Source organism: Micromonospora sp. NPDC049366, assembly GCF_044466625.1.
GTDB lineage: Bacteria > Actinomycetota > Actinomycetes > Mycobacteriales > Micromonosporaceae > Micromonospora.
Genome location: NZ_JBITMV010000009.1, coordinates 118,037 through 139,149, shown reverse-complemented (window position 1 = coordinate 139,149; position 21,113 = coordinate 118,037). Strand labels below are relative to the sequence as shown.

Genomic DNA, 21,113 nt, shown 5'->3' with positions numbered 1-21,113 from the left:
GGGAGGCCGACCTGTCGACCTCGCCCCCCGGGAGCGCCGCCCATGACCACAGAGCAGTTCGCCACCCGTCACATCGGCCCCGGGCCGGACGACGAACGCCGCATGCTGGAGGCCGTCGGCTACAGCTCGATCGACGAGCTGATGGACGCGGCGATCCCCGAGGTGATCCGCTGGCACGGCACCCTGGACCTGCCGGACCCGGCGACCGAGGCCGAGGCCATCGCCGAGCTGCGGGCCCTGGCCGCCCGCAACACGGTGGCCGTGTCCATGATCGGTCTGGGGTACCACGGCACGCACACGCCCGCGGTGATCCGCCGCAACGTGCTGGAGAACCCGGCCTGGTACACGGCGTACACGCCGTACCAGCCGGAGATCAGCCAGGGCCGGCTGGAGGCGCTGCTCAACTTCCAGACGATGGTCACGGACCTGACCGGTCTGGCCACCGCGAACGCGTCGATGCTCGACGAGGGCACCGCGGCGGCGGAGGCGATGACCCTCGCCCGCCGCGCGTCCAAGAGCAAGAGCCCGGTGTACGTCGTCGACGCGGACGCGTTGCCGCAGACCGTCGCGGTGATCGCCAGCCGGGCGGAGCCGCTCGGCATCGAGGTGCGGGTCCTCGACCTGGACGTCGAGGAGCTGCCGGCCGACTTCTTCGGCCTGCACCTGCAGTACCCGGGGGCGTCCGGGGCGGTCCGGGACCACGCGGCGCTGGTCGAGGCGGCGCACGCCGCCGGCGCGCTGGTCACCGTCGCCGCGGACCTGCTCGCGTTGACGCTGCTGCGCGCGCCGGGGGAGATCGGCGCGGACATCGCCGCCGGCACCACCCAGCGGTTCGGTGTGCCGATGGGCTTCGGTGGCCCGCACGCCGGTTACCTGGCGGTGCGCTCCGGCCTGGAGCGGATGCTGCCCGGCCGGCTCGTCGGGGTGTCCCGCGACGCCGACGGCAACCCGGCCTACCGGCTCGCGTTGCAGACCCGCGAGCAGCACATCCGCCGAGAGAAGGCGACCAGCAACATCTGCACCGCGCAGGTGCTCCTCGCCGTGATGGCCGGCATGTACGCCGTCTACCACGGGCCGGACGGGCTGCGGGCCATCGCGGCGCGTACGCATGAGATGGCGGCGCGGCTCGCGGCCGGGCTGCGCGCCGGCGGGGTGTCCGTCGCGGACGTCGCGTTCTTCGACACCGTGACCGCGAGCGTGCCGGGCCGGGCCGCGGCGGTGGTCGCGGCGGCCGCCGAGCGGGGCGTGAACCTGCGGCTGGTCGACGCCGACCGGGTGGGGGTGTCCTGCGACGAGACGACCACGCGGGCGCACCTGGAGGCGGTGTGGGCGGCGTTCGGGGTGCCGGCGTTCGACGGCGCCGTGGACGTGGCGCTGCCGCCGGCGCTGGCGCGCACCTCGGAGTTCCTCACCCACCCGGTGTTCTCCAGCCACCACTCGGAGACGGCGATGCTGCGCTACCTGCGGCGGCTGGCGGACTTCGACTACGCCCTGGACCGGGGCATGATCCCGCTCGGGTCGTGCACGATGAAGCTGAACGCGACCACCGAGATGGAGCCGGTGACGTGGGCGGAGTTCGCGCACGTGCACCCGTTCGCGCCGGCCGAGCAGACGGCGGGCTACCGGGAGCTGATCGGTCAGCTGGAGGGGTGGCTGGCCGAGCTGACCGGCTACGACGCGGTCAGCGTGCAGCCCAACGCCGGGTCGCAGGGTGAGCTGGCCGGTCTGCTGGCGATCCGGGGGTATCACCGGGAGCGCGGCGAGGGACACCGGGACGTGTGCCTGATCCCGTCGTCGGCGCACGGCACGAACGCGGCGTCGGCGGTGATGGCCGGGATGCGCGTGGTCGTGGTGGCCTGCGACGACGACGGCAACGTCGACCTCGACGACCTCGACGCGAAGATCGACAAGCACCGGGACGCGCTCGCGGCGATCATGGTGACGTACCCGTCGACGCACGGCGTGTACGAGACGGGCATCGCGCAGCTGTGCGCGAAGGTCCACGACGCGGGCGGCCAGGTGTACGTCGACGGGGCGAACCTGAACGCGCTGGTCGGATTCGCGAAGCCGGGGAAGTTCGGCGCGGACGTGTCGCACCTGAACCTGCACAAGACGTTCTGCATCCCGCATGGTGGTGGCGGGCCGGGGGTCGGGCCGGTGGCGGTGCGGGCGCACCTTCAGCCGTTCCTGCCCGGTGACCCGGGCGCCGGGCACGACAGTTCGCGGCCGGCGATCTCCGCCGCCCGGTACGGGTCGGCGGGGATCCTGCCGATCCCGTGGGCGTACCTGCGGATGATGGGTGGGGCGGGTCTGACCCGGGCGACCGGGGTGGCGGTGCTGGCGGCGAACTATGTGGCGGCGCGGCTGCGTGACCACTTCCCGGTGCTGTACGCCGGCAACAAGGGCCTGGTGGCGCACGAGTGCATCCTGGACCTGCGGCCGCTGACGAAGTCCACCGGGGTGAGCGTGGACGACGTGGCGAAGCGGCTGATCGACTACGGCTTCCACGCGCCGACGATGTCGTTCCCGGTGGCGGGGACGCTGATGGTGGAGCCGACGGAGAGCGAGGACCTGGCCGAGCTGGACCGGTTCTGCGCGGCGATGATCGCGATCCGGGCGGAGATCGACAAGGTGGCGGCGGGTGAGTGGCCGGCGGGGGACAACCCCCTCGCCAACGCCCCGCACACGGCGGCGATGGTCAGCGGTGACGAGTGGCCGCACGCGTACCCGCGGTCGGTGGGCGCCTACCCGGCCGGGGTGGACCGGGCGGGGAAGTACTGGCCGCCGGTGCGGCGGATCGACGGCGCGTACGGCGACCGGAACCTGGTCTGCTCGTGCCCGTCGCCGGAGGCGTTCGAGAGCTGAGGTCGGCGACGCCGGGGCGGGGTGTCTCCACCGCCCCGGCGGGTCGACCTGGCGTGAATGTCCCGATCCGGGGGACTAGCCTGGTCGACGTCGGGTGGGTGACGCAGCGTGGTCGTTCAGGCGACGAGGGCGTGGCGGGCGGGCCCGCGGTGGGGGGCGATGCAGCGGCCGTCGGGCAGCAGCTCGCCGGTGTCCTCGAAGACGATGACTCCGTTGCAGAGCAGGCTCCAGCCCTGCTCAGGGAAGCAGGCGATGACCCGGGCGGCTTCCCGATCAGTCGCGTCGGCGGAGGGGCAGGTCGGTTGATGCTGGCACATCGGGTTCTCCGGACTGTGGGGGCACTGTGTCATGGTTCACATGACCAGTGACGCACAGTACCAAGCGAAAGTGGTCAGCATCGAGCAGGCCCACGCGTACGAGCGCGGAAATCCACTGAACGGATGAGGAAGATAGGACCGGACGTCGTGGAAACGCTCCCACGGGGGGTGGTCGATGTGCCGGCCGCGCCGTCGGGCTGCCGCCGTACCCTCGTCGAACGCGACCGGTGGCAGTGGCGGCCCGGCGACGGCGGCGACCCCGCCGCCACCGCGCAGGAGTTCCTGGCCACGCACGGCCTGGCCCTGGACGACCTGGCCCGCCCGGCCGGCGGCCACGACCCCGCCGATGCCTGCGGCGCGGCCCTCTACGTCTCCGCCGCCGCCGGCGCCCTCCTCGCCGGCGCGCCGTCCGGCGCGGCGAACCCGGCGCCCGCCCTGCCCGAGGTCGTCGTCGTGGTCTACGGCCACGGCGACCCCCGGCCCGAACCCGTGCGCCCGCAGACCGGGGCCGGCTGGTGGCTCGGCGACTGGGCGGAGAGCTGGACGCCCGCCGAGCACGCCGCGGCGGTCGACGCGGTCCGCGCCGCGATCGGCCGCGGCGACGTCTACCAGGCCAACGTCGTCGGACACGCCGCCGCCCCCTACAGCGGCGACCCGCTGCCCGCCCTGGCCCGCCTCGGCGCGCTGCCCGGCGCCCGCTACGGCGGCACCCTGACCGGGGCCGGCTGGGCCGTCGGCTGCGCCTCCCCGGAGACCCTCGTCGCGGTCACCGACGGCCGGCTGGTGACCCGCCCCATCAAGGGCACCCGCCCGGCCACCGCCGCGGGCCGCCGGGAGCTGCTGACCAGCGCGAAGGAACGCGCCGAACACATCATGATCGTCGACCTGGAACGCAACGACCTGGCCCGCGTCGCCCGCACCGGGACCGTCCGCGTCGACGAACTGTTCGCCGTCCGCCGCTGGTGCGACCTGTGGCAGGCCGAGTCCACCGTCACCGCCGCCGTCGCGGACGGTCTCGGCCTGGCGGACCTGCTGCGCGCGGTCTGCCCCGGCGGGTCGGTCACCGGCGCGCCGAAGCTCGCCGCCCTGCGCCACATCGCCGACCTGGAACCGGTCGGCCGGGGCGCCAGCATGGGGGCGCTGGGCTGGGTCGCCCCCGGCCGCGTCGACCTGGGCCTGACCATCCGCACCGCCGCCGCCGACGGGCAGCGGATGCACGTGTGGGCCGGCGGCGGCATCACCTGGGACAGCGACCCGTGGGACGAGGTGGCCGAGGCCGCCGCGAAGACCACCCCGGTGCGCGCCGCCCTCGCCAGCCGCTGAGCCGTCCGAGGCCGCGGTGTCCGGGGCGGCCCCACAGTCAGCGGTAGGCGGCCCCGACGGCCCCCAGGAAGGCCAGCGCCTCGGCGTCACGGGAACCGGGCGGCGCGCTGTAGAGCACGAGGTGCTGGTCGCGGTCCGCGAGGGTGAGCGCGTCGCAGTCGACGGTGATCTCGCCGACGACCGGGTGCCGGAACGTCTTGGTGAGCATCGGCGCGGTCTGCACGTCGCGCAGATCCCAGAGCCGGGCGAACTCGCCGCTGTCGTCGCGCAGCTCGGCGACCAGGGCACCCACCAGGGGGTCGGCCGGGTAGCGGGCGAGCGCGGATCGCAGCCTGACGACGACGTGGTGCCGGAACTCCGTGACGTCGGAGACCCCGTACAGCGCCGGCGGCCCCAGGAACGCCCGGCGGGCGAGGTTGCGCTCCCGCGGCGTCAGCGCGGCGAAGTCCTCCATCAGCGCGGCCGCGAGATCGTTCCACGCGAGCACCTCGAACGCGGCGGACGTCACGAAGGCGGCCGTCTGCGGCAGCCGGTCGAGCAGCGCGAGGATGCTCGGCCGCACGTCGCGCCGGTGCAGGCCCGTGCGGCTCGGCATGGTGCCCGCGAGGACGTGCAGGTGATCGGACTCGGCCTCGGTGAGCCGCAGGGCGTCCGCGATGCCGGCGAGGACCTCACCCGACGGTCGTGGCGCCCGGCCCTGCTCGAGCCGCACGTAGTACTCCGTGGAGATGTGCGCGAGCACGGCCACTTCCTCACGGCGAAGCCCCGGTGTCCGCCGCCGCGGACCCACGGGCAGGCCCACGTCCCGCGGCCGCAGCCGCTCTCGGCGGCTCCGAAGGAACGCCCCGAGCTCCTGCCTGTCCATGCCTCCAAGTCTGCACCCCGCCCGGCGGCGGATCCTGGTACGGATGATGCCTGCCTCCGGTCGCGAGGTCGGCCGAAGGTGGTGTCATGACCAACGACAGCGACATCACACCCGTCGGCCTGCTCGCCGGCAAGGTCGTGTTCATCACCGGCGCCAGCCGCGGCATCGGGGCGGCCGCCGCCCGGCTGTTCGCACGCGAGGGCGCGGCGGTCGTGCTCGCCGCACGCGGCGCCGACGCCCTGCAGGGGATCGTCGCCGAGATCCGCGCGCTCGGCGGCGTCGCGGACGCCGTGGCGGTGGACCTCGCCGACCGGGCGAGCATCCGCGCGGCGGTCGACCACGTGGAGGCGTTGCACGGCCGGCTCGACGGCGCGTTCAACAACGGCGCGGCGATCCAGCAGCCCGGCCCGCTCGACACGACCAGCGACGAGGACGTCGATGAGCAGTTCGCGGTGAACTTCCGCGGGCACTGGACCGCGATGAGGTGCGAAGCGGCGCTCATGCGCCGCACCGGCGGCGGGGCGATCGTCAACACGTCGAGCATCGGCAGCCGCCGCGCGAACCCGGAGCTGCCCGCGTACGGGGCGATGAAGCGGGCGCTCAACAGCATCACCGAGACCGCCGCGGTCACCTGGGGACGGCAGGGGATCCGGGTCAACGGCATCACGCCCGGCGGCACCGCGACGGAGATGATCGACAAGTGGGAGGCGGCGTCGCCGGGGGTGGTCGAGCGCATCACCGCGAGCATCCCGCTCGGCCGGATGGCCTCGCCCCGCGAGGTCGCCGAGGTCGCCGCGTGGCTGCTCAGCGATCGGGCGTCGATGGTGACCGGCGCGATCGTGCCGGTCGACGGCGGCGCCGGCGCCTGAGCGGGAGCCCCGGCCCCGGCCGGGAGGGCCCCACGGCCGTGGGGCCGGCGGCGGGGACGTCGATCGGGCGTCGGCGGGTCAGCGGGCGGCGAAGTCGTCCAGCGCGGCGACGACCCGCTCGCCGATCCCGTGTCCGGCGCCGTGCCCGGCGGCCTCGACCACCTCCAGGCGGGCGTCGGGCCAGGCCTGCGCCAGCTGCCACGCCACGTCCAGCGGGCTGCTGACGTCGAGCCGGCCGTGCAGCAGGACGCCCGGGACGCCGGCGAGCCGGGGTGCGTCGCGCAGCAGCTGCCCGTCGGGCAGGAAGGCGGCGTTGCTCCAGTAGTGGGTGACCAGCCGGGCCGAGAGCATCCGGAAGTCCGGGTCGGCGAAGCGGGGGTCGGGCCGCCAGCCGGGGACGGTGCGGACGTGGGTGTCGTCCCAGAGGCACCACTCGCGGGCCGCGCGTTCCCGCACGGCCGGGTCGGGGTCGGCGAGCAGCCGGGCGTACGCGGCGGCCAGGTTCCCGTCCCGGTCGGCAGGTGGCACGGCGTCGAGGAACCGCGCCCACTCGGCGGGGAAGATCCGCCCCATCTCGCGGGTGATCCACTCGACCTCCCGGCGGCTGGTGGTGACCACGCTGAACAGCACCAGCTCGCTGACCCGCTCCGGGTGGGCCTGCGCGTACGCGAGACCGAGGGTGGAGCCCCAGGACGCGCCGAGCACCAGCCACCGGTCGACGTCGAGGTGCGCGCGCAACCGTTCGAGGTCGCCGACCAGGTGGGCGGTGGTGTTGGTGGCCAGGTCGACGCCCGGGTCGGCGGCGTGGGGGAGGCTGCGGCCGCAGCCGCGCTGGTCGACCAGGACGATCCGGTAACGGGCCGGGTCGAAGTAGCGCCGCCAACCGGGTGTGGCGCCCGAGCCGGGGCCGCCGTGCAGCACCACCGCCGGCTTGCCGTCGGGGTTGCCGCAGGTCTCCCAGTACACGCGCTGACCGTCGCCGACGTCGAGCAGGCCGTGCGCGTACGGCTCGCCGGGTGGGTACATGGCCGTCCTCCCTCAGATACAACAGCGCTGTTACATTAGCGAAGTGACGGACGCCGTGCCCGACGGGGAGGCCCTGGGGACGCTGCTGCGGCACGTCCTCGACGTGCTCGACGGCGACGTGGCCGCCGTCTACACCGAGCAGGGCGTCGCCGACTACCGGCCTCGGTTCTCGCCGCCGCTGCGGGTGCTGCTCGCCGACGGGCCGCTGCCGATCCGCGACCTGGCCCGCCGCGTCGGGGTCACCCACTCGGCGGCCAGCCAGACGGTGGCGCAGATGGCCCGGGCCGGGCTGGTGGAGCTCACCCCGGGCGCCGACGCCCGGCAGCGCCTGGTGCACCTGAGCGCCCGCGCCCGTGAGCTGCTGCCCCTGGTGGAGGCGGAGTGGGCGGCCACCAGCGCCGCCATGCGCCAGCTCGACGACGAGCTGCCGGCGCCCCTGGCCGACGTGCTGCACGCCGTGCTCGCCGCCGTACGCCGACGGCCCCTGCGCCGGCGCATCGCCGACGCCGGGCTACCCGCACCGCCGGCGTGACCCGCGCGGCGGCCGGTGACGCGCTCGCACGCCACGTCACCGGCCGCGGGTCAGCGGCTGAGCCGGGTCAGCGGCTGAGCCGCCGGTAGCGGCGCACCGACAGGGGCAGGAAGACCGCGATCAGCAGCGCCGGCCACGCCACCGCGAGCGCGAGGGCGTGCTGCGCGGCGAAGGAGTCGCCGCCCCAACCCGGGTTGCCGAACAGCTCCCGGCAGGCGGCCACGGTGGCCGACAGCGGGTTCCGCTGGGCGACGGCGGCGAGCCAGCCCGGCATCGTCTCCGGGGCCACGAACGCGTTGGAGGTGAATCCGACCGGCCAGACGAGGATCTGCAGCACCAGCACCGACTCGGGGCGGCGCAGCACCAGGGCCAGGTGGATGCCCACCCAGATCAACGCGAACCGCAGCAGCAGGAGCAGCCCGACCGCCGCGGCGGCCGCCGCCGGCCCGTTGCGCCCACTGCCAACCGACCAGCCGCCCGCAGGCCAGGATGACGGCCAGCCCTGCGGTGGAGTAGAGCAGGTCGGCGCCGGCCCGACCGGCGACCACCGCCGAGCGGGCCATCGGCAGGGACCGGAACCGGTCGGTGACACCGCGCGCGGTGTCGGTGGCCACGGCCGTGTAGGTGGCCTCCAGGCCGAACGCCATCGTGAGACCGAACATGCCGGGCAGCAGGAACTCCCGGTAGTCGCCGCCACCCGGCACCGCCATCGCACCGCCGAACAGGTAGCCGAACATCAGCACCAGCAGCACCGGGAAGAGCAGCCCGATGAGCAGCTCGGCCGGCCGGCGGGTCCAGTGGGTCATCGCCCGGCCGGTCAGCACGAGGGCGTCGGTGACCGCCCACCGCAGCCGGCGCGCGCCCACGGCCGCGACACTCACGCCGCCACCTCCTCACGCGTCGCGGTCAGGCGCAGGAACACCTCGTCGAGGGTGGGCCGGCGCACGGCCACGTCGGCGACGTCGAGCCGGGCCTCCTGCAGCGCACGCAGCACGGCGGTCAGGGTGGTGACCCGCTCGACGACCGGCGCGCTGACCCGTAGCGCGGCCGGATCGACCGCGCAGTCGACGCCGGTCGCCGCGTGGATCACGGCGGCGGCCCCGGCCAGGTCGTCGGCGTGGTGCAGCAGCACGTCGAGGCGGTCGCCGCCGAGGTCGTCCTTGAGTTGGGCGGGGGTGCCGGCGGCGACGACCCGGCCGGTGTCGACGACGCCCCGTCGGGCCGCGGCAGGGTGGTGAGGATCCGCACGGCGGTGGTCTTGCCCGCCCCGTTCGGGCCGAGCAGCCCGCACACCGTGCCCGCCGCCACCGTGAGGTCCAGCCCCGCCAGGGCGGTCGTGTCGCCGTAGCGCTTGCGCAGCCCTTCGGCCTCGGTCGTCGCTGTTCCGGTCGTCATCGCGCCTCATCGTCTCTCGCCGCGCGGTCCGTCCACCGCACGGCGCACCGTACACCGTACGGTAAAGGCGTCGGTAGAGTCCCGGAGGTGACCACCGAGTACAGCGGCACCGGCGACCCCGCACGCAGCCTCGCCCTGCTCTGGCGCACCCGCGAACCCGCCACCCGCCGCGGCCGCACCGACCTCACCGTGGACCGGATCGTCCGCGCCGCCATCGAGGTCGCCGACACCGACGGCCTCGCCGCCCTGTCCATGCGCCGCGTCGCCGAACGCCTCGGCGTGGGCACCATGTCGCTGTACACGCACGTCCCCGGCAAAGGCGAACTGCTCGACCTGATGCTCGACACCGTCTACGGCGAGACCACCGACCCCGCGCCGCCCGCCGACGGCTGGCGCGCCCGGCTCGAAGCCGTCGCCCGCGACAACTGGGCGCTCTACCTACGCCACCCCTGGCTGCTGCAGGTCGCCACGACCCGCCCGCCGCTGGGCCCCAACCTCATCGCCCGCTACGAACGCGACCTGCGCGCCGTCGACGGCATCGGCCTGACCGACCTGGAGATGGACGCCGTGATCACCCTCGTCGGCGGGTTCGTCCACGGCACCGTACGCGGCGCGGTGGAGACGGCGCAGGCCGCCGAACGCACCGGGATGACCGAGGAGCAGTGGTGGCGAGCGCACGCCCCCTACCTGGAGAAGGCGATGGACCCACGCCGGTTCCCCCTCGCCACCCGCGTCGGCGCCACCGCCGGCGAGGAGTACCAGGCCGCCGCCGACCCGGCCCGCGCCTTCGAGTTCGGCCTCGCCCGCATCCTCGACGGCATCGAGGTCCTCGTCCGCCACCGACCGGGCGCGAACACCACCGGCAGCGACCGATAACCTGACCGACATGACGATGCGCCCCATCCGGATCATCGGGGACCCCGTGCTGCGCACCTCGTGCGCGCCGGTGACCAGCTTCGACGCCGACCTACGCGCCCTGGTCACCGACCTGATGGACACCCTGCACGGCGCGCCCGGCCGCGCCGGCGTCGCCGCCCCGCAGATCGGCGTCGACGCCCAGGTGTTCGTCTACGACGCCGACGGGCACCGCGGCCACCTGATCAACCCGACCCTGGAGCTGTCCGAGGAGCTCCAGGACGACGACGAGGGCTGCCTGTCCATCCCCGGCCTGTACTTCCCGACGCCCCGCGCGCTGCACGCCACCGCGCACGGCTTCGACCAGCACGGCGAGCCGCTGACCATCTCCGGCAGCGGGTTCCTCGCCCGGGCGTTGCAGCACGAGACCGACCACCTGGCCGGCCGCCTCTACGTCGACACCCTGCGCGGCGAGACCCGCCGACGGGCACTGCGGGAGATCCGCGCCGGCCGGTTCGACTCACCCACCCGCCGCGCCTGACGCGCGGCGGGCCGCCCGACCGGGTCCGCCCGACCGCCTAGCGGGCGGTCAGGCGGAACTCGCCGTACTCGGCCACCGGCGTGAAACCCAGCCGCGTGTACAACCGCACCGCCGGCCCGTTGTCCGCGCGCACGTTCAACGTCACATGGTCGACGCTGGCGCGCAGCCGCCGGCACAACGCCGCCACCACACCCGCCGCCAACCCCCGACCCCGCGCCACCGGATCCGTCGTGACATTGCCCAGGGCGGCCACCCGGTAGACCGGCGACCACACGTGCACCCCGGCCACCGCCACCAGCACCCCACCCTCGCGGACCCCCAGATAGTGGCCGGTCTCCAGCATCCGCGGATCGAACCAGTTACCCGGATACGCCCGCGCGTACAGCTCCCGCAACTGCGGCAGGTCCACCGCGCCCAGCGGCTGCCCGAGCGGCGCCACGCGGGCCAACGCGTCCGCATCGGTCAACGCCATCTTCAGGTGCGCGCCCGCGCCGTCGAGCCGGAACCGCGGCGACAACGCCGCCTCCAGGCCGGGGGACAGGTGCGCATACAGGCGCGGCGGCAACACCGGCGCCAGCTCCGTCAGCAGCGCCGCCAGCTCCGTCACCCGCGGCGGCGCGGCGAACGCCAGCAACGTCGGCGGATCCACCCCGTGGTAGAGCAACGCCACCTGGTCGTCTCGCCGGAACCACGACGTGTACGGCCAGAAGAAGTCGTCCAGGTCGCCCAACTGGTAGACGTGCCGCACCGGGTCCCGCGACAGCAGCCCGGCCAGCACCGCCCGGTCGTGTTCGGCGCGTACCGGCACCTCAGCCGGCCAGCCACTGGTCGTAGCCCAGCTTCGCGATCAGCGCCACCACCACCACCAGCAGCACCACCCGCACGAACCCGGCACCCCGGCGCAACGCCATCCGCGCGCCCAGCACCGCCCCGGCGATGTTGCACACCGCCATCGCCGCCCCGAGCAGCCACCACACGTGCCCGGTCACCCCGAACACCACCAGGGCACCCAGGTTCGTGCCCGCGTTGACCACCTTCGCCATCGCCGACCCGTGCACGAAGTCCGCGCCCACCAGCGCCGTGAACGCCAACACCAGGAACGTGCCCGTGCCCGGACCGATCAACCCGTCGTACAGGGCGATACCGACCCCGGCCACCGCGACCGCGGCGGCCACCCGCGCCGGCGTACGCCGCTGCGGCAGCGCCACCACACCCAACCGGGGACGCAGCAGCACGAACAACGCCACCGCCAGCAGCACCACCAGCACCACCGGCCGGTACGCCGCCCCCGGCACCGCCCCGGCCAGCACCGCACCCACCCCCGCGGACACCACCGCGAACCCGGCCGCCGGCCCCGCCACACCCCAGTCAATCTTGGTGCGGCGCGCGAACGTGACCGCCGCCGTCGCGGTGCCCGCGATCGCGGCCAGCTTGTTCGTGCCCAGCGCGCTGGGCACCGGCATCCCCGGCGCGGCGACGAGCAACGCCGGCAGCAACAGCAGCCCGCCGCCGCCCACCACGGCGTCGACCCAGCCGGCCATGGCGGCCGCGGCGAGGAGGGTGGTCAGCGATACGGGGTCCACGGCCGGCAATTCTGCCCACCCGACCAGGGCCGACGCCGACCCCTGTGGCCAGCCTCACCCGCGACGCCGGCGCAGCCACACCCCCACCGCACCCACCGCCACGAACACCAGCATCGAACACAGCAACGCCCTGAGCACCCGGCAAGACTGCCACGGCGTCGTAGGGTGCAGGAGTGCGCCTGGCCACCTTCAACCTGCTGCACGGACGGTCCCTGACCGACGGGCTCGTCGACGCCGACCGCCTCGCCGCCGCCGTCAGCGCACTCGACGCCGACGTGCTCGCCCTGCAGGAGGTCGACCGGGACCAGAGCCGCAGCGGCAAACTCGACCTCACCGCCATCGCCGCCCGAGCCCTCGGCGCACCACACCACCGCTTCGCCGCCGCCGTCGTCGGCACCCCCGGCGAGGGCTTCCGCCCCCTCACCCACGACGACGACGGCCACGGCGAACCCTGCTACGGCGTCGGCCTGATCAGCCGCCACCCCGTACGCACCTGGCGGGTCACCCGCCTCAAGGGCGCACCCGTCCGCTCACCGGTCGTCGTCCCCGGCCCCCGCGGCGGACTGATCCTGCTCCGCGACGAACCGCGCGTCGTGCTCGCCGCCGTCCTCGACACCCCGCACGGACCGCTCACCGTCGCCGCCACCCACCTGTCGTTCGTGCCCGGGTGGAACATCCGCCAGCTGCGCCAGGTCGTCCGCGCCCTGCGCGCCCTGCCGGCCCCCCGCGTCCTGCTCGGCGACCTCAACCTGCCCGCCGGCGTCGCCCGCCTGGTCTCCGGCTGGCGGCCGCTGGGCCGCCGCCACACCTACCCGGCCGGGGAACCTCGCGTGCAGCTCGACCACATCCTCGCCGACCGCGCCGCCGTCGCCCAACTGCCCCCGGTCACCGCCGTCGCCACCCCGCTGTCCACCATCTCCGACCACCGCCCCCTGCTCGTCGACCTCGGCTGAGCAGCACACGCGCCGGTCAGCGGCAGCGGGGGAGAACACCCCTTACGGAGAGTCAGCGCAAGATTCCCTCAAGATCGTTGCGTCGGGCAATCACGACGATCATGCTGGTCCCCATCGCGTCAAGGTCAACAGCCCTCACGGAGGCCACATGAGACGCCCCCGCACCACCCTCGTCGCACTGTCCACACTGTTCACCCTCGCCCTCACCACCCTCGCCGGGCCGGCCAACGCCGACCCGACCGCACCCAACCAGGTCACCGACCTCACCGTGCGCCAGGGCGACGGCTACGCCACCCTCGCCTGGCAACCCGTCGACGGCGCCACCGACTACCAGATCGAACGCACCCCCGTCGACGCCAACGGCGCCCCCACCGGCACCCCCACCGTCGTCGGCATCTGGCGACCCAACCGACAGATCAGCCAGGAAGCACCCACCTTCGCCGACGCAGGCTTCAACCCCGGCGACCGGTTCAGCTGGCGGGTACGCGCCCGCACCGGCACCACCGAACAGCCCTACTCCGAGCCCGTCACCGGCACCACCACCGCCCCCTGGGGCGACCCCACCATCCCCGGCCAGCAGCTGCGCACCCAGTGGGAGACCACCCGCGCCGCCCAATACACCAGCGACACCGAGGAATACGCGTACACCGCCGCGATCGACGCACTCAGCGACCGCGTACGCGTCGTGGAGATCGGCCGGACGGTGCTGAACCGACCGATCAACATGTTCGTCATCGGCTACCCCACCCCGCCGGCCACCCCGGCCGCCGTAGCCGCCACCTCACCGATCGCCGTCAACTGCAACGTCCACGGCAACGAACCCGGCGACCGCGAAGCCTGCCTCATCATGGCCCGGCAACTCGCCTTCGCCACCGACGCCCGCACCATCGACCTGCTGAGCCACACCACCGTCCTGATCGTCCCCACGATCAACGGTGACGGCCGCGCCGCCAACACCCGCGGCAACTCCACCGGCCAGGACCTCAACCGCGACTACTCGCTCATCCGCCAGCCGGAGACCGCCGCGTACGTCAACATGCTCCGCCAGTACCGGCCCATCGCCGGCTACGACGGCCACGAGTACGGCAACTCCCGCGCCGGCGACCTGCCCATGCTCCCGCCGCGACACCAGAACGTCCCGCAGCCCATCTTCGACGAGTCCATGGACATGATCGAAGGCCACATGTACAGCGAGGGCGCCAAGGACGGCTGGTGGGCCTGCCCCTACGGCTGCGAAGGCGGCGGCAGCGTCGGCCTCAGCGAGGAGACCATCCTCCGCAACACCCTCGGCCTGAAGAACGTCGTCAACTCCCTGCTCGAGCTGCGCAGCTCCGGCGGGCAGACCCGACCCGACGAAGGCAACACGGCCAACAACCGCCGCCGCAAGACCTTCTCCGCCCTCTGGACCTTCCAGCACTTCCTCGACTACCACCGGGCCAACCTGCCCGCCATCACCAAGGCCCGCACCGAAGCCATCAAGTGGCAGGCCGCCAACACCGGACGCCTCGTCTTCCGCGGCTCCCGACCCATCCCCGCCCACCCGGCGCCGCACCCCGGCGACAGCCCGCCGCCGATCGACGCACCGCCGGCCAACCTCATCCTCGACAACGCCCCCTGCGCCTACCGGCTCACCGAGGAGCAGTACCACGGCGCCCGCACCGACGGCCCCGGCGGCAACGGCGCCACCGTCGCCGAGCGCATCGCCGCCCACGGCTGGCAGGTCGTCAAGGTCGGCGACAGCTACTACGTCCCCCTCAACCAGCCCGAGCGCGGCCTCATCCCGCTGCTGCTCGACGGGCTGGGCGTGGAGAAGCTCGTCGACGGCGAACGGATCTACCCGACCCTCACCGGCCGGCGCACCGGCCCGCTCACCGTCACCGGCTTCACCTGCGCCGCCGACGCCACCATCACCGGCCCCGTCACCGTCCGGACCGGCGCCGCACTCGTCGCCACCGGCACCACCGTCACCGGCCCGATCAACGCCACCGGCGCCGCCGGCGTCCTGCTCGCCAACGGCACCGTCACCGGCCCGGTCCGCCTGACCGGCACCACCGACGCCATCTCCCTGATCGACGTCAAGGTCACCGGCCCCGTCGACCTCGCCGGAAACCACACCGCCACCGAGCCACTGCTCGTCGGCAACACGGTCACCGGCCCGATCTCCTGCACCGGCAACACCCCCGCACCGAGCAACCTCACCATCGGCAACACCGGAACCGGCCCCCGCGCCGGCCAGTGCGCCACCCTGTGACACCCACCCGGTGACGACGGTGCCGGCCGGGCGAGCGCACCAGCTCACCCGGCCGGCACCACCCACCCGACCCGTGGAGACCGCCGTGTCGTACCCGCGCACCCGCCGCCGCCTCGCCAGCCTCGCCGCCGCGACCCTGCTGCTCACCGCCACCGCCTGCACCACCGCCGAGCACCACGACGACGCGAGCAGCACCCCGGTCGCCGTCTCCGGCCCCCTCTGCGACGCCCTGCCCACCGGCAGCGAACCCGGCAACCCCACCGACCTCGCCGGGCAACCCGTCGACAAGGCCCTCCAGTGGATCCCCACCCTCACCACCTTCGAGGCCGCCCTGCGCACCAGCGGCCTGCTCACCGAGCCCCACCAGGACGGACTCACCCTGCTCGCCCCCACCGACGACGCCTTCGCCGCCTGGTTCAACGACGACACCTGGGACACCCTGATGACCCGGGACCACGACAAGCTGCGCACCCTTCTCAAGGCCCACCTGATCGCCGGCACCCGCAGCCTCGACCAGCTCACCGCCGCCGGCACCGCCACCACCCTCGACGGCACCACCCTCACCGCCACCACCCTCGACGGCACCACCCTCACCGTCACCCGCAGCGGCCCCACCACCCGATTCGGCGACAGGGCCGACGCGGTCTGCGCCGACTACCAAGCCGCCGGCGCCCGCATCCACCTCGTCAACGCCGTGCTCGGCCCACTGCCCAAGACCGCCGACGGCACCGGACACCGCGCCCACTGACGCACCCGCCGGGCGTCACCGCTCGCCGCCGGGCACCAACGCGGCGAGCGCCCGGTTGGTGCGGTTGGCCCGCACCGCGTCGCGCTGCTGCCCGGCCGTCACCTCGATGTACGTCTGCGACGACGCCAACGACGCGTGCCCCAGCAACCGCATGATCTCCGCCGCGCTCGCCCCGTCCTCGGCCAACCGCGTCGCGAACGTGTGCCGCAACGCGTGCAGCCGCGCCCCACGCGGCACCCGGTCACCGATGCCCGCCCGCCGGTAACAGGACTCCACCAGGTACTGCAGCCCACCCCGGCGCAGTGGCTCACCTTGCCGGTCCACCAGCAGCGGCGAGTCCGGCCGTACGTGGCGCGCCCCGAACCGACGCCGCCGACTCTCCAGGTACTCGGCCAACACCCGCTCCAGACCCACCTCGATCGGCACCGCCCGTGGACGCCCACCCTTGCCGGCCACATCCACCCGCCGTTCGCCCTCCCGACCGGCGATCGAGCCGACCCGCAGCGCCAGCAGCTCGGACAGCCGCAGCCCCGCGCAGAGCGCCAACGCGAGCACCGCCAGGTCGCGCTGCGGCCACGGGTCCCGCTGCCGGCCGTCCTCGCGGGCGACGGCCGCCAGCAGCTCCTCCGGGGTGTCCTCGCCGCGCAACGGCTTGGGCTGGGGGAGCGGCGTGCGGGGCCGCCCCACCGCCGGCATCGGGTTTCCCGGTACGACCCCCTCGGCGACGAGGAACGTGAAGAAGCTGTTCCAGGTGGACCAGGCACGGTGGACGGACGCCACCGCCCGTGGCGCGGCGAACCGGGCGAACGCCGCCCGCATGACGCGGGGGGACAGCGCCGGGACGGTCAGGTCGTCGAGGGGGAGGGGAGGGGTGAGGGACTCGCCGGCCAGGGCCGCGATGGTCCGCAGATCCCGCCGGTACGCGGCCAGGGTGTGGGGGGAGGGCTTGCGGGTGGCCCGGGCGGTCAGGAACTCCTCGATCAGATGACTCACCGATTCGCCCTTTTTGTCATGCATAAGGGACATTATGCATGATTTTCACGTCCCGGCCAAGATCGATGAAGCGCGGGGGAGAGCGGTGCTGGCACCGGACCTCTGATCGACTACAGGTCAGCCCAGTGACGGGATCCACGCCGGGGCGACGTCCTGGGGCTGCGCCGAACCGGGGGCGCCCGTCGAGTAGCCGGGTTGGGGTCAGACGGGCGTCGGGCGACGCGTCGAGCCGGGCTGCGACCTGGGCGCTGTCGAGCTGCCCCAGAAATGGGGCATTCCGCCGGGTCGACCTCGCCGCATCGTTCTCGCCGCGATCGTCGTGGCGCTCGCTCGGGACCCTGCCTGCTCACGTCATCCAGTCGTGATCGCCGGTGCAGGCGAAAGGCGAGGTCCGTGCGCTCAGGCCCCCGGGGCATCCGTGATCGGGGACCGCGTTCCTGCCATGCGGCGGGCTCGGACTGGCGGCACTGGCCCCCTCTCGGGGAGGCCTCGATCCGATCTACTTGACATAATGTACATTATCGAATCTGCCCGAGAGGGCGCTGACCAGCCCGGAAGTGGCCCTTGTGTTCCGTCACGCATCTCGCGTGTCTCAGCAGGACACCCGCGCCGGTGTCACGTTGGTGAGTGCTTCCTGGACGATCCGGTACGCGGCCAGGTCGACCTGCGGTGGCAGCGGGCGGGTCTCGGCCAGCTCTGTGCGGATCGTCAGCCCGGACCGGCCGGCGGTGGTGACGAGGTCGTCGAGGTGGTTCAGGCCGGGCGTGGGGGTCGGCGGTGTCTGGTCGTCCTGGCGGAGGATGCCCAGGGTCGCGCGCAGTTCCCGCAGTGTCTCCTTGCTCGTCTGTTTGATGGCGGCGAGGGCCTGCTCGGCTCGGGCGGGGTCGGGGCGGTGCAGCGCGGCGCTGGCCTGGACGTTGATCAGTGAGAGGTGGTGGCCGAGGGTGTCGTGCAGTTCGCGGGCGATGCGCAGACGCTCCTCGGTGGCCCGGCGTCGGGCTTCTTCTTCCTTGCCCTGCTCGGCGGCGAGCACCCGGGCCTGCGCCTCGGCGAGGTAGGCCCGGCGGTTGCGGGTCACGCCGGCGATGACGGCGACGAGCCAGCCGGCGTGCAGCAGGGTGGCCCCGTTGCCGGTGTCCGCGGTGCGGTGGTAGCTGTCCGCGGCGGCGAACGTGGCGACGGAGGCGACACCGAGGCCGATGGCGACCGCGAGGTGTCCCTCGTCGACGACGGTGTAGAGCGCGACGACGAAGACGAGCATGATCGGACCGGGTCGGTGCAGGAGCGCCCCGTACGCGCTGACCGCGGCCAGTGCCACCAGGCCGACGGCTGTCGGGTGTCGGCGGCGCAGGTGCAGCGCGGCGGTGGAGGCCAGTACGGCCAGCAGGGCGGCCCCTTCGGCGGCGGTGTCGATGCCGCGCGACTGCACCAGCAGGCCGACGACCGCGACCAGGCCGACCACGAGCACCAGGATGGTGTTCGCCGTCTGGCTTTGCGATCGCCAGTTGGGCATGCGTCGAAGCGTAGCCGCCGACGGCCGGACGGCAGAAGGTCCGGCCGTGCGGATGCCGCTGTCAGGCGCCGACGTACGTCGCCAGGTGTTCGCCGGTGAGGGTGGAGCGGGCGGCGACGAGGTCGGCGGGCGTGCCCTGGAAGACGACGCGTCCGCCGTCGTGGCCGGCGCCGGGCCCGAGGTCGATGATCCAGTCGGCGTGGGCCATGACGGCCTGGTGGTGTTCGATGACGATGACGGACTTGCCGGCGTCGACGAGCCGGTCGAGCAGGCCGAGCAGTTGCGCGACGTCGGCGAGGTGAAGGCCGGTCGTCGGCTCGTCGAGGACGTAGACGCCGCCCTTCTCGGCCATCTGGGTGGCGAGCTTGAGGCGTTGCCGCTCGCCTCCGGACAGGGTGGTCAGGGGCTGGCCGAGGGTGAGGTAGCCGAGGCCGACGTCGGCGAGCCGGCCGAGGATGGCGTGTGCGGCCGGGGTGCGCGCGTCGCCGGTGCCGAAGAACTCCTCGGCCTCGGTCACGGACATCGCCAGCACCTCGGCGATGTCGCGGCCGCCGAGGGTGTATTCCAGGACGGCGGCCTGGAAGCGCTTGCCTTCGCAGTCCTCGCAGGTGGACTCGACGGTGGCCATGACGCCCAGGTCGGTGTAGATGACGCCGGCGCCGTTGCAGGTGGGGCAGGCTCCTTCGGAGTTGGAGCTGAACAGGGCGGGTTTGACGCCGTTGGCCTTGGCGAAGGCCTTGCGGATCGGGTCGAGCAGGCCGGTGTAGGTGGCCGGGTTGCTGCGCCGGGAGCCGCGGATCGCGCTCTGGTCGATGACGACCACGCCGTCGCGTCCGGCGACGGAGCCGTGGATCAGGGAGCTCTTGCCGGAGCCGGCGACGCCGGTGACGACGCAGAGCACGCCGAGGGGGATGTCCACGTCGACGTCGCGGAGGTTGTGGGTCGAGGCGCCGCGGACCTGGAGCGTGCCGGTGGGCTGCCGGACGGTGTCCTTGAGGGTCGCCCGGTCGTCGAGGTGCCGGCCGGTGATGGTGTCGCTGGCGCGCAGGCCGTCGACGGGGCCTTTGTAGCAGACGGTGCCGCCGCCGGAGCCGGCGCCGGGGCCGAGGTCGACGACGTGGTCGGCGATGGCGATGGTCTCGGGTTTGTGTTCGACGACGAGGACGGTGTTGCCCTTGTCCCGCAGGCGCAGCAGCAGCTCGTTCATGCGTTCGATGTCGTGCGGGTGCAGGCCGATGGTCGGTTCGTCGAAGACGTAGGTGACGTCGGTCAGCGACGAGCCGAGGTGACGGATCATCTTGGTGCGTTGGGCCTCTCCCCCGGACAGGGTGCCGGCGGGTCGGTCGAGGGAGAGGTAGCCCAGGCCGATCTGCGCGAACGAGTCGAGCAGGTGTTGCAGGCCGGCGAGCAGGGGGGCGACGGAGGGCTCGTCGAGGTCACGGATCCAGTCGGCGAGGTCGGTGATCTGCATGGCGCAGACGTCGGCGATGCTCTTGCCGTTGATCGTGGAGGAGCGGGCTTCCGCGCTGAGGCGGGTGCCGTCGCATTCGGGGCAGGTGGTGAAGGTGACCGCCCGTTCGACGAAGGCGCGGATGTGCGGCTGGAGCGCGTCAACGTCCTTGGCGAGGAAGGACTTCTGGATCTGGGGGATCAGGCCGAGGTAGGTGAGGTTGATGCCCTCAACCTTGATCTTGGTCGCCTCGCGGTGCAGGAGGTCGTGCAGCTCCTTCTTGGTGTACTTGCGGATGGGCTTGTCGGGGTCGAAGTAGCCGCAGCCGCGGAAGATGCGCCCGTACCAGCCCTCCATGCTGTAGCCGGGGATGGTGATGGCGCCCTCGCTGAGGGATTTGGTGTCGTCGTAGAGCTGGGTGAGGTCGATGTCGTTGACCGAGCCCATGCCCTCGCAGCGGGGGCACATGCCGCCGAGCCGGGTGAAGGTGGCCTTCTCGGTCTTCGTCTTGCCGGCGCCACGTTCGACGGTGATCGCGCCGCTGGCCTTCACGGAGGGGACGTTGAAGGAGTAGGCGTTGGGCGAGCCGATGTGCGGCTGGCCGAGTCGGCTGAAGAGGATCCGCAGCATGGCGTTGGCGTCGGTGGCGGTGCCGACCGTGGAGCGGGGGTTGGCGCCCATCCGCTCCTGGTCGACGATGATCGCGGTGGTCAGACCGTCGAGGAGGTCGACCTCGGGACGGGCGAGGGTCGGCATGAAGCCCTGCACGAAGGCGCTGTAGGTCTCGTTGATCAGCCGCTGCGACTCGGCGGCGATGGTGCCGAAGACCAGGGAGCTCTTGCCGGAGCCGGAGACACCGGTGAACACGGTGAGTCGGCGTTTCGGGATCTCGACGCTGACGTCCTTGAGGTTGTTCTCTCGGGCGCCCTGCACGCGGATCATGTCGTGATCGTCAGCCGCGCGCGGCGGGGGCGGCGGGGTGTGCGTCCTCGTGGCCATGCGTGTCGTGTCTCCAGCGTCCGGTGGTGGTGGGG

18 protein-coding genes and 1 pseudogene are annotated in these 21,113 nt (G+C 73.5%); 9 read left to right on the top strand and 10 right to left on the bottom strand.

What is annotated here, in order from left to right:
- The first annotated feature begins 42 nt into the window (after positions 1–42).
- Positions 43–2,865 carry an aminomethyl-transferring glycine dehydrogenase gene (gene gcvP / locus ACIBTV_RS15140; protein ID WP_396705142.1) on the top strand — a complete coding sequence of 941 codons (2,823 nt, stop codon included), beginning with the start codon at positions 43–45 and terminating at the stop codon, positions 2,863–2,865.
- Between the two features lie 116 nt (positions 2,866–2,981).
- Here gcvP and ACIBTV_RS15135 read toward each other — a convergent pair whose 3' ends face one another.
- The gene (locus ACIBTV_RS15135; protein WP_091588789.1) at positions 2,982–3,182 is read right to left on the bottom strand and encodes a DUF5999 family protein; all 201 of its coding nucleotides are present in this window, start codon (positions 3,180–3,182) and stop codon (positions 2,982–2,984) included.
- A gap of 123 nt (positions 3,183–3,305) precedes the next feature.
- Between ACIBTV_RS15135 and ACIBTV_RS15130 the strand changes: the two genes are divergently transcribed.
- Entirely contained in the window at positions 3,306–4,505 is a 1,200-nt protein-coding gene (locus tag ACIBTV_RS15130) for a chorismate-binding protein (RefSeq protein ID WP_396705139.1), read from the top strand.
- Positions 4,506–4,542: 37 nt separating this feature from the next.
- Here the strand turns inward: ACIBTV_RS15130 and ACIBTV_RS15125 are convergent, their stop codons facing one another.
- On the bottom strand, positions 4,543–5,370 hold the full coding sequence (locus ACIBTV_RS15125; RefSeq protein WP_396705137.1) for a helix-turn-helix transcriptional regulator: 828 nt from the start codon (positions 5,368–5,370) through the stop codon (positions 4,543–4,545).
- 86 nt (positions 5,371–5,456) lie between these two features.
- Between ACIBTV_RS15125 and ACIBTV_RS15120 the strand changes: the two genes are divergently transcribed.
- Positions 5,457–6,239 carry an SDR family NAD(P)-dependent oxidoreductase gene (locus tag ACIBTV_RS15120; RefSeq protein ID WP_396705135.1) on the top strand — a complete coding sequence of 261 codons (783 nt, stop codon included), beginning with the start codon at positions 5,457–5,459 and terminating at the stop codon, positions 6,237–6,239.
- Positions 6,240–6,317: 78 nt separating this feature from the next.
- On the opposite strand, the gene pip is transcribed toward ACIBTV_RS15120, so the two are convergent.
- Positions 6,318–7,265, bottom strand: coding sequence for a prolyl aminopeptidase (pip, locus tag ACIBTV_RS15115; RefSeq protein ID WP_396705133.1), 948 nt, complete (start codon positions 7,263–7,265; stop codon positions 6,318–6,320).
- A 43-nt stretch (positions 7,266–7,308) separates the two neighbouring features.
- On the opposite strand from pip, the gene ACIBTV_RS15110 reads away from it, so the two are divergent.
- Complete coding sequence (locus ACIBTV_RS15110) at positions 7,309–7,797, top strand: MarR family winged helix-turn-helix transcriptional regulator (RefSeq protein ID WP_396705131.1); 489 nt, start codon at positions 7,309–7,311, stop codon at positions 7,795–7,797.
- Positions 7,798–7,847: 50 nt separating this feature from the next.
- On the opposite strand, the gene ACIBTV_RS15105 is transcribed toward ACIBTV_RS15110, so the two are convergent.
- Positions 7,848–8,603, bottom strand: a complete 756-nt coding sequence (locus ACIBTV_RS15105) for an ABC transporter permease (RefSeq protein WP_396705360.1) — start codon at positions 8,601–8,603, stop codon at positions 7,848–7,850.
- Between the two features lie 71 nt (positions 8,604–8,674).
- A pseudogene (locus tag ACIBTV_RS15100) lies at positions 8,675–9,192 on the bottom strand (ATP-binding cassette domain-containing protein).
- An 87-nt stretch (positions 9,193–9,279) separates the two neighbouring features.
- Between ACIBTV_RS15100 and ACIBTV_RS15095 the strand changes: the two are divergent.
- Together ACIBTV_RS15095 and def are read left to right on the top strand one after the other, a co-directional pair.
- Positions 9,280–10,068, top strand: a complete 789-nt coding sequence (locus ACIBTV_RS15095) for a TetR/AcrR family transcriptional regulator (RefSeq protein ID WP_396705129.1) — start codon at positions 9,280–9,282, stop codon at positions 10,066–10,068.
- 10 nt (positions 10,069–10,078) lie between these two features.
- Positions 10,079–10,588 (top strand): peptide deformylase, encoded by a 510-nt coding sequence (gene def / locus ACIBTV_RS15090; RefSeq protein ID WP_396705127.1) that lies wholly within the window; start codon positions 10,079–10,081, stop codon positions 10,586–10,588.
- A 37-nt stretch (positions 10,589–10,625) separates the two neighbouring features.
- Here the strand turns inward: def and ACIBTV_RS15085 are convergent, their stop codons facing one another.
- On the bottom strand, positions 10,626–11,396 hold the full coding sequence (locus ACIBTV_RS15085) for a GNAT family N-acetyltransferase (RefSeq protein ID WP_396705125.1): 771 nt from the start codon (positions 11,394–11,396) through the stop codon (positions 10,626–10,628).
- Position 11,397: 1 nt separating this feature from the next.
- The gene (locus ACIBTV_RS15080) at positions 11,398–12,171 is read right to left on the bottom strand and encodes a sulfite exporter TauE/SafE family protein (protein ID WP_396705122.1); all 774 of its coding nucleotides are present in this window, start codon (positions 12,169–12,171) and stop codon (positions 11,398–11,400) included.
- A gap of 173 nt (positions 12,172–12,344) precedes the next feature.
- On the opposite strand from ACIBTV_RS15080, the gene ACIBTV_RS15075 reads away from it, so the two are divergent.
- From ACIBTV_RS15075 to ACIBTV_RS15065, 3 genes are all read left to right on the top strand, one after another.
- Positions 12,345–13,124: an endonuclease/exonuclease/phosphatase family protein gene (locus tag ACIBTV_RS15075; RefSeq protein ID WP_396705120.1), complete on the top strand. Its 780-nt coding sequence runs from the start codon at positions 12,345–12,347 to the stop codon at positions 13,122–13,124.
- 148 nt (positions 13,125–13,272) lie between these two features.
- A complete protein-coding gene (locus tag ACIBTV_RS15070) occupies positions 13,273–15,375 on the top strand; it encodes a M14 family zinc carboxypeptidase (RefSeq protein WP_396705118.1) in 2,103 nt (700 codons plus the stop codon).
- A 10-nt stretch (positions 15,376–15,385) separates the two neighbouring features.
- Positions 15,386–16,123: a fasciclin domain-containing protein gene (locus ACIBTV_RS15065; RefSeq protein WP_396705116.1), complete on the top strand. Its 738-nt coding sequence runs from the start codon at positions 15,386–15,388 to the stop codon at positions 16,121–16,123.
- A gap of 15 nt (positions 16,124–16,138) precedes the next feature.
- Here ACIBTV_RS15065 and ACIBTV_RS15060 read toward each other — a convergent pair whose 3' ends face one another.
- The 3 genes from ACIBTV_RS15060 to ACIBTV_RS15050 form a co-directional block, all read right to left on the bottom strand.
- Positions 16,139–17,140: a tyrosine-type recombinase/integrase gene (locus ACIBTV_RS15060; RefSeq protein ID WP_396705114.1), complete on the bottom strand. Its 1,002-nt coding sequence runs from the start codon at positions 17,138–17,140 to the stop codon at positions 16,139–16,141.
- A 568-nt stretch (positions 17,141–17,708) separates the two neighbouring features.
- Entirely contained in the window at positions 17,709–18,629 is a 921-nt protein-coding gene (locus ACIBTV_RS15055; protein ID WP_396705113.1) for a sensor histidine kinase, read from the bottom strand.
- A gap of 61 nt (positions 18,630–18,690) precedes the next feature.
- Entirely contained in the window at positions 18,691–21,078 is a 2,388-nt protein-coding gene (locus ACIBTV_RS15050; RefSeq protein WP_396705111.1) for an ATP-binding cassette domain-containing protein, read from the bottom strand.
- Positions 21,079–21,113: the final 35 nt, after the last annotated feature.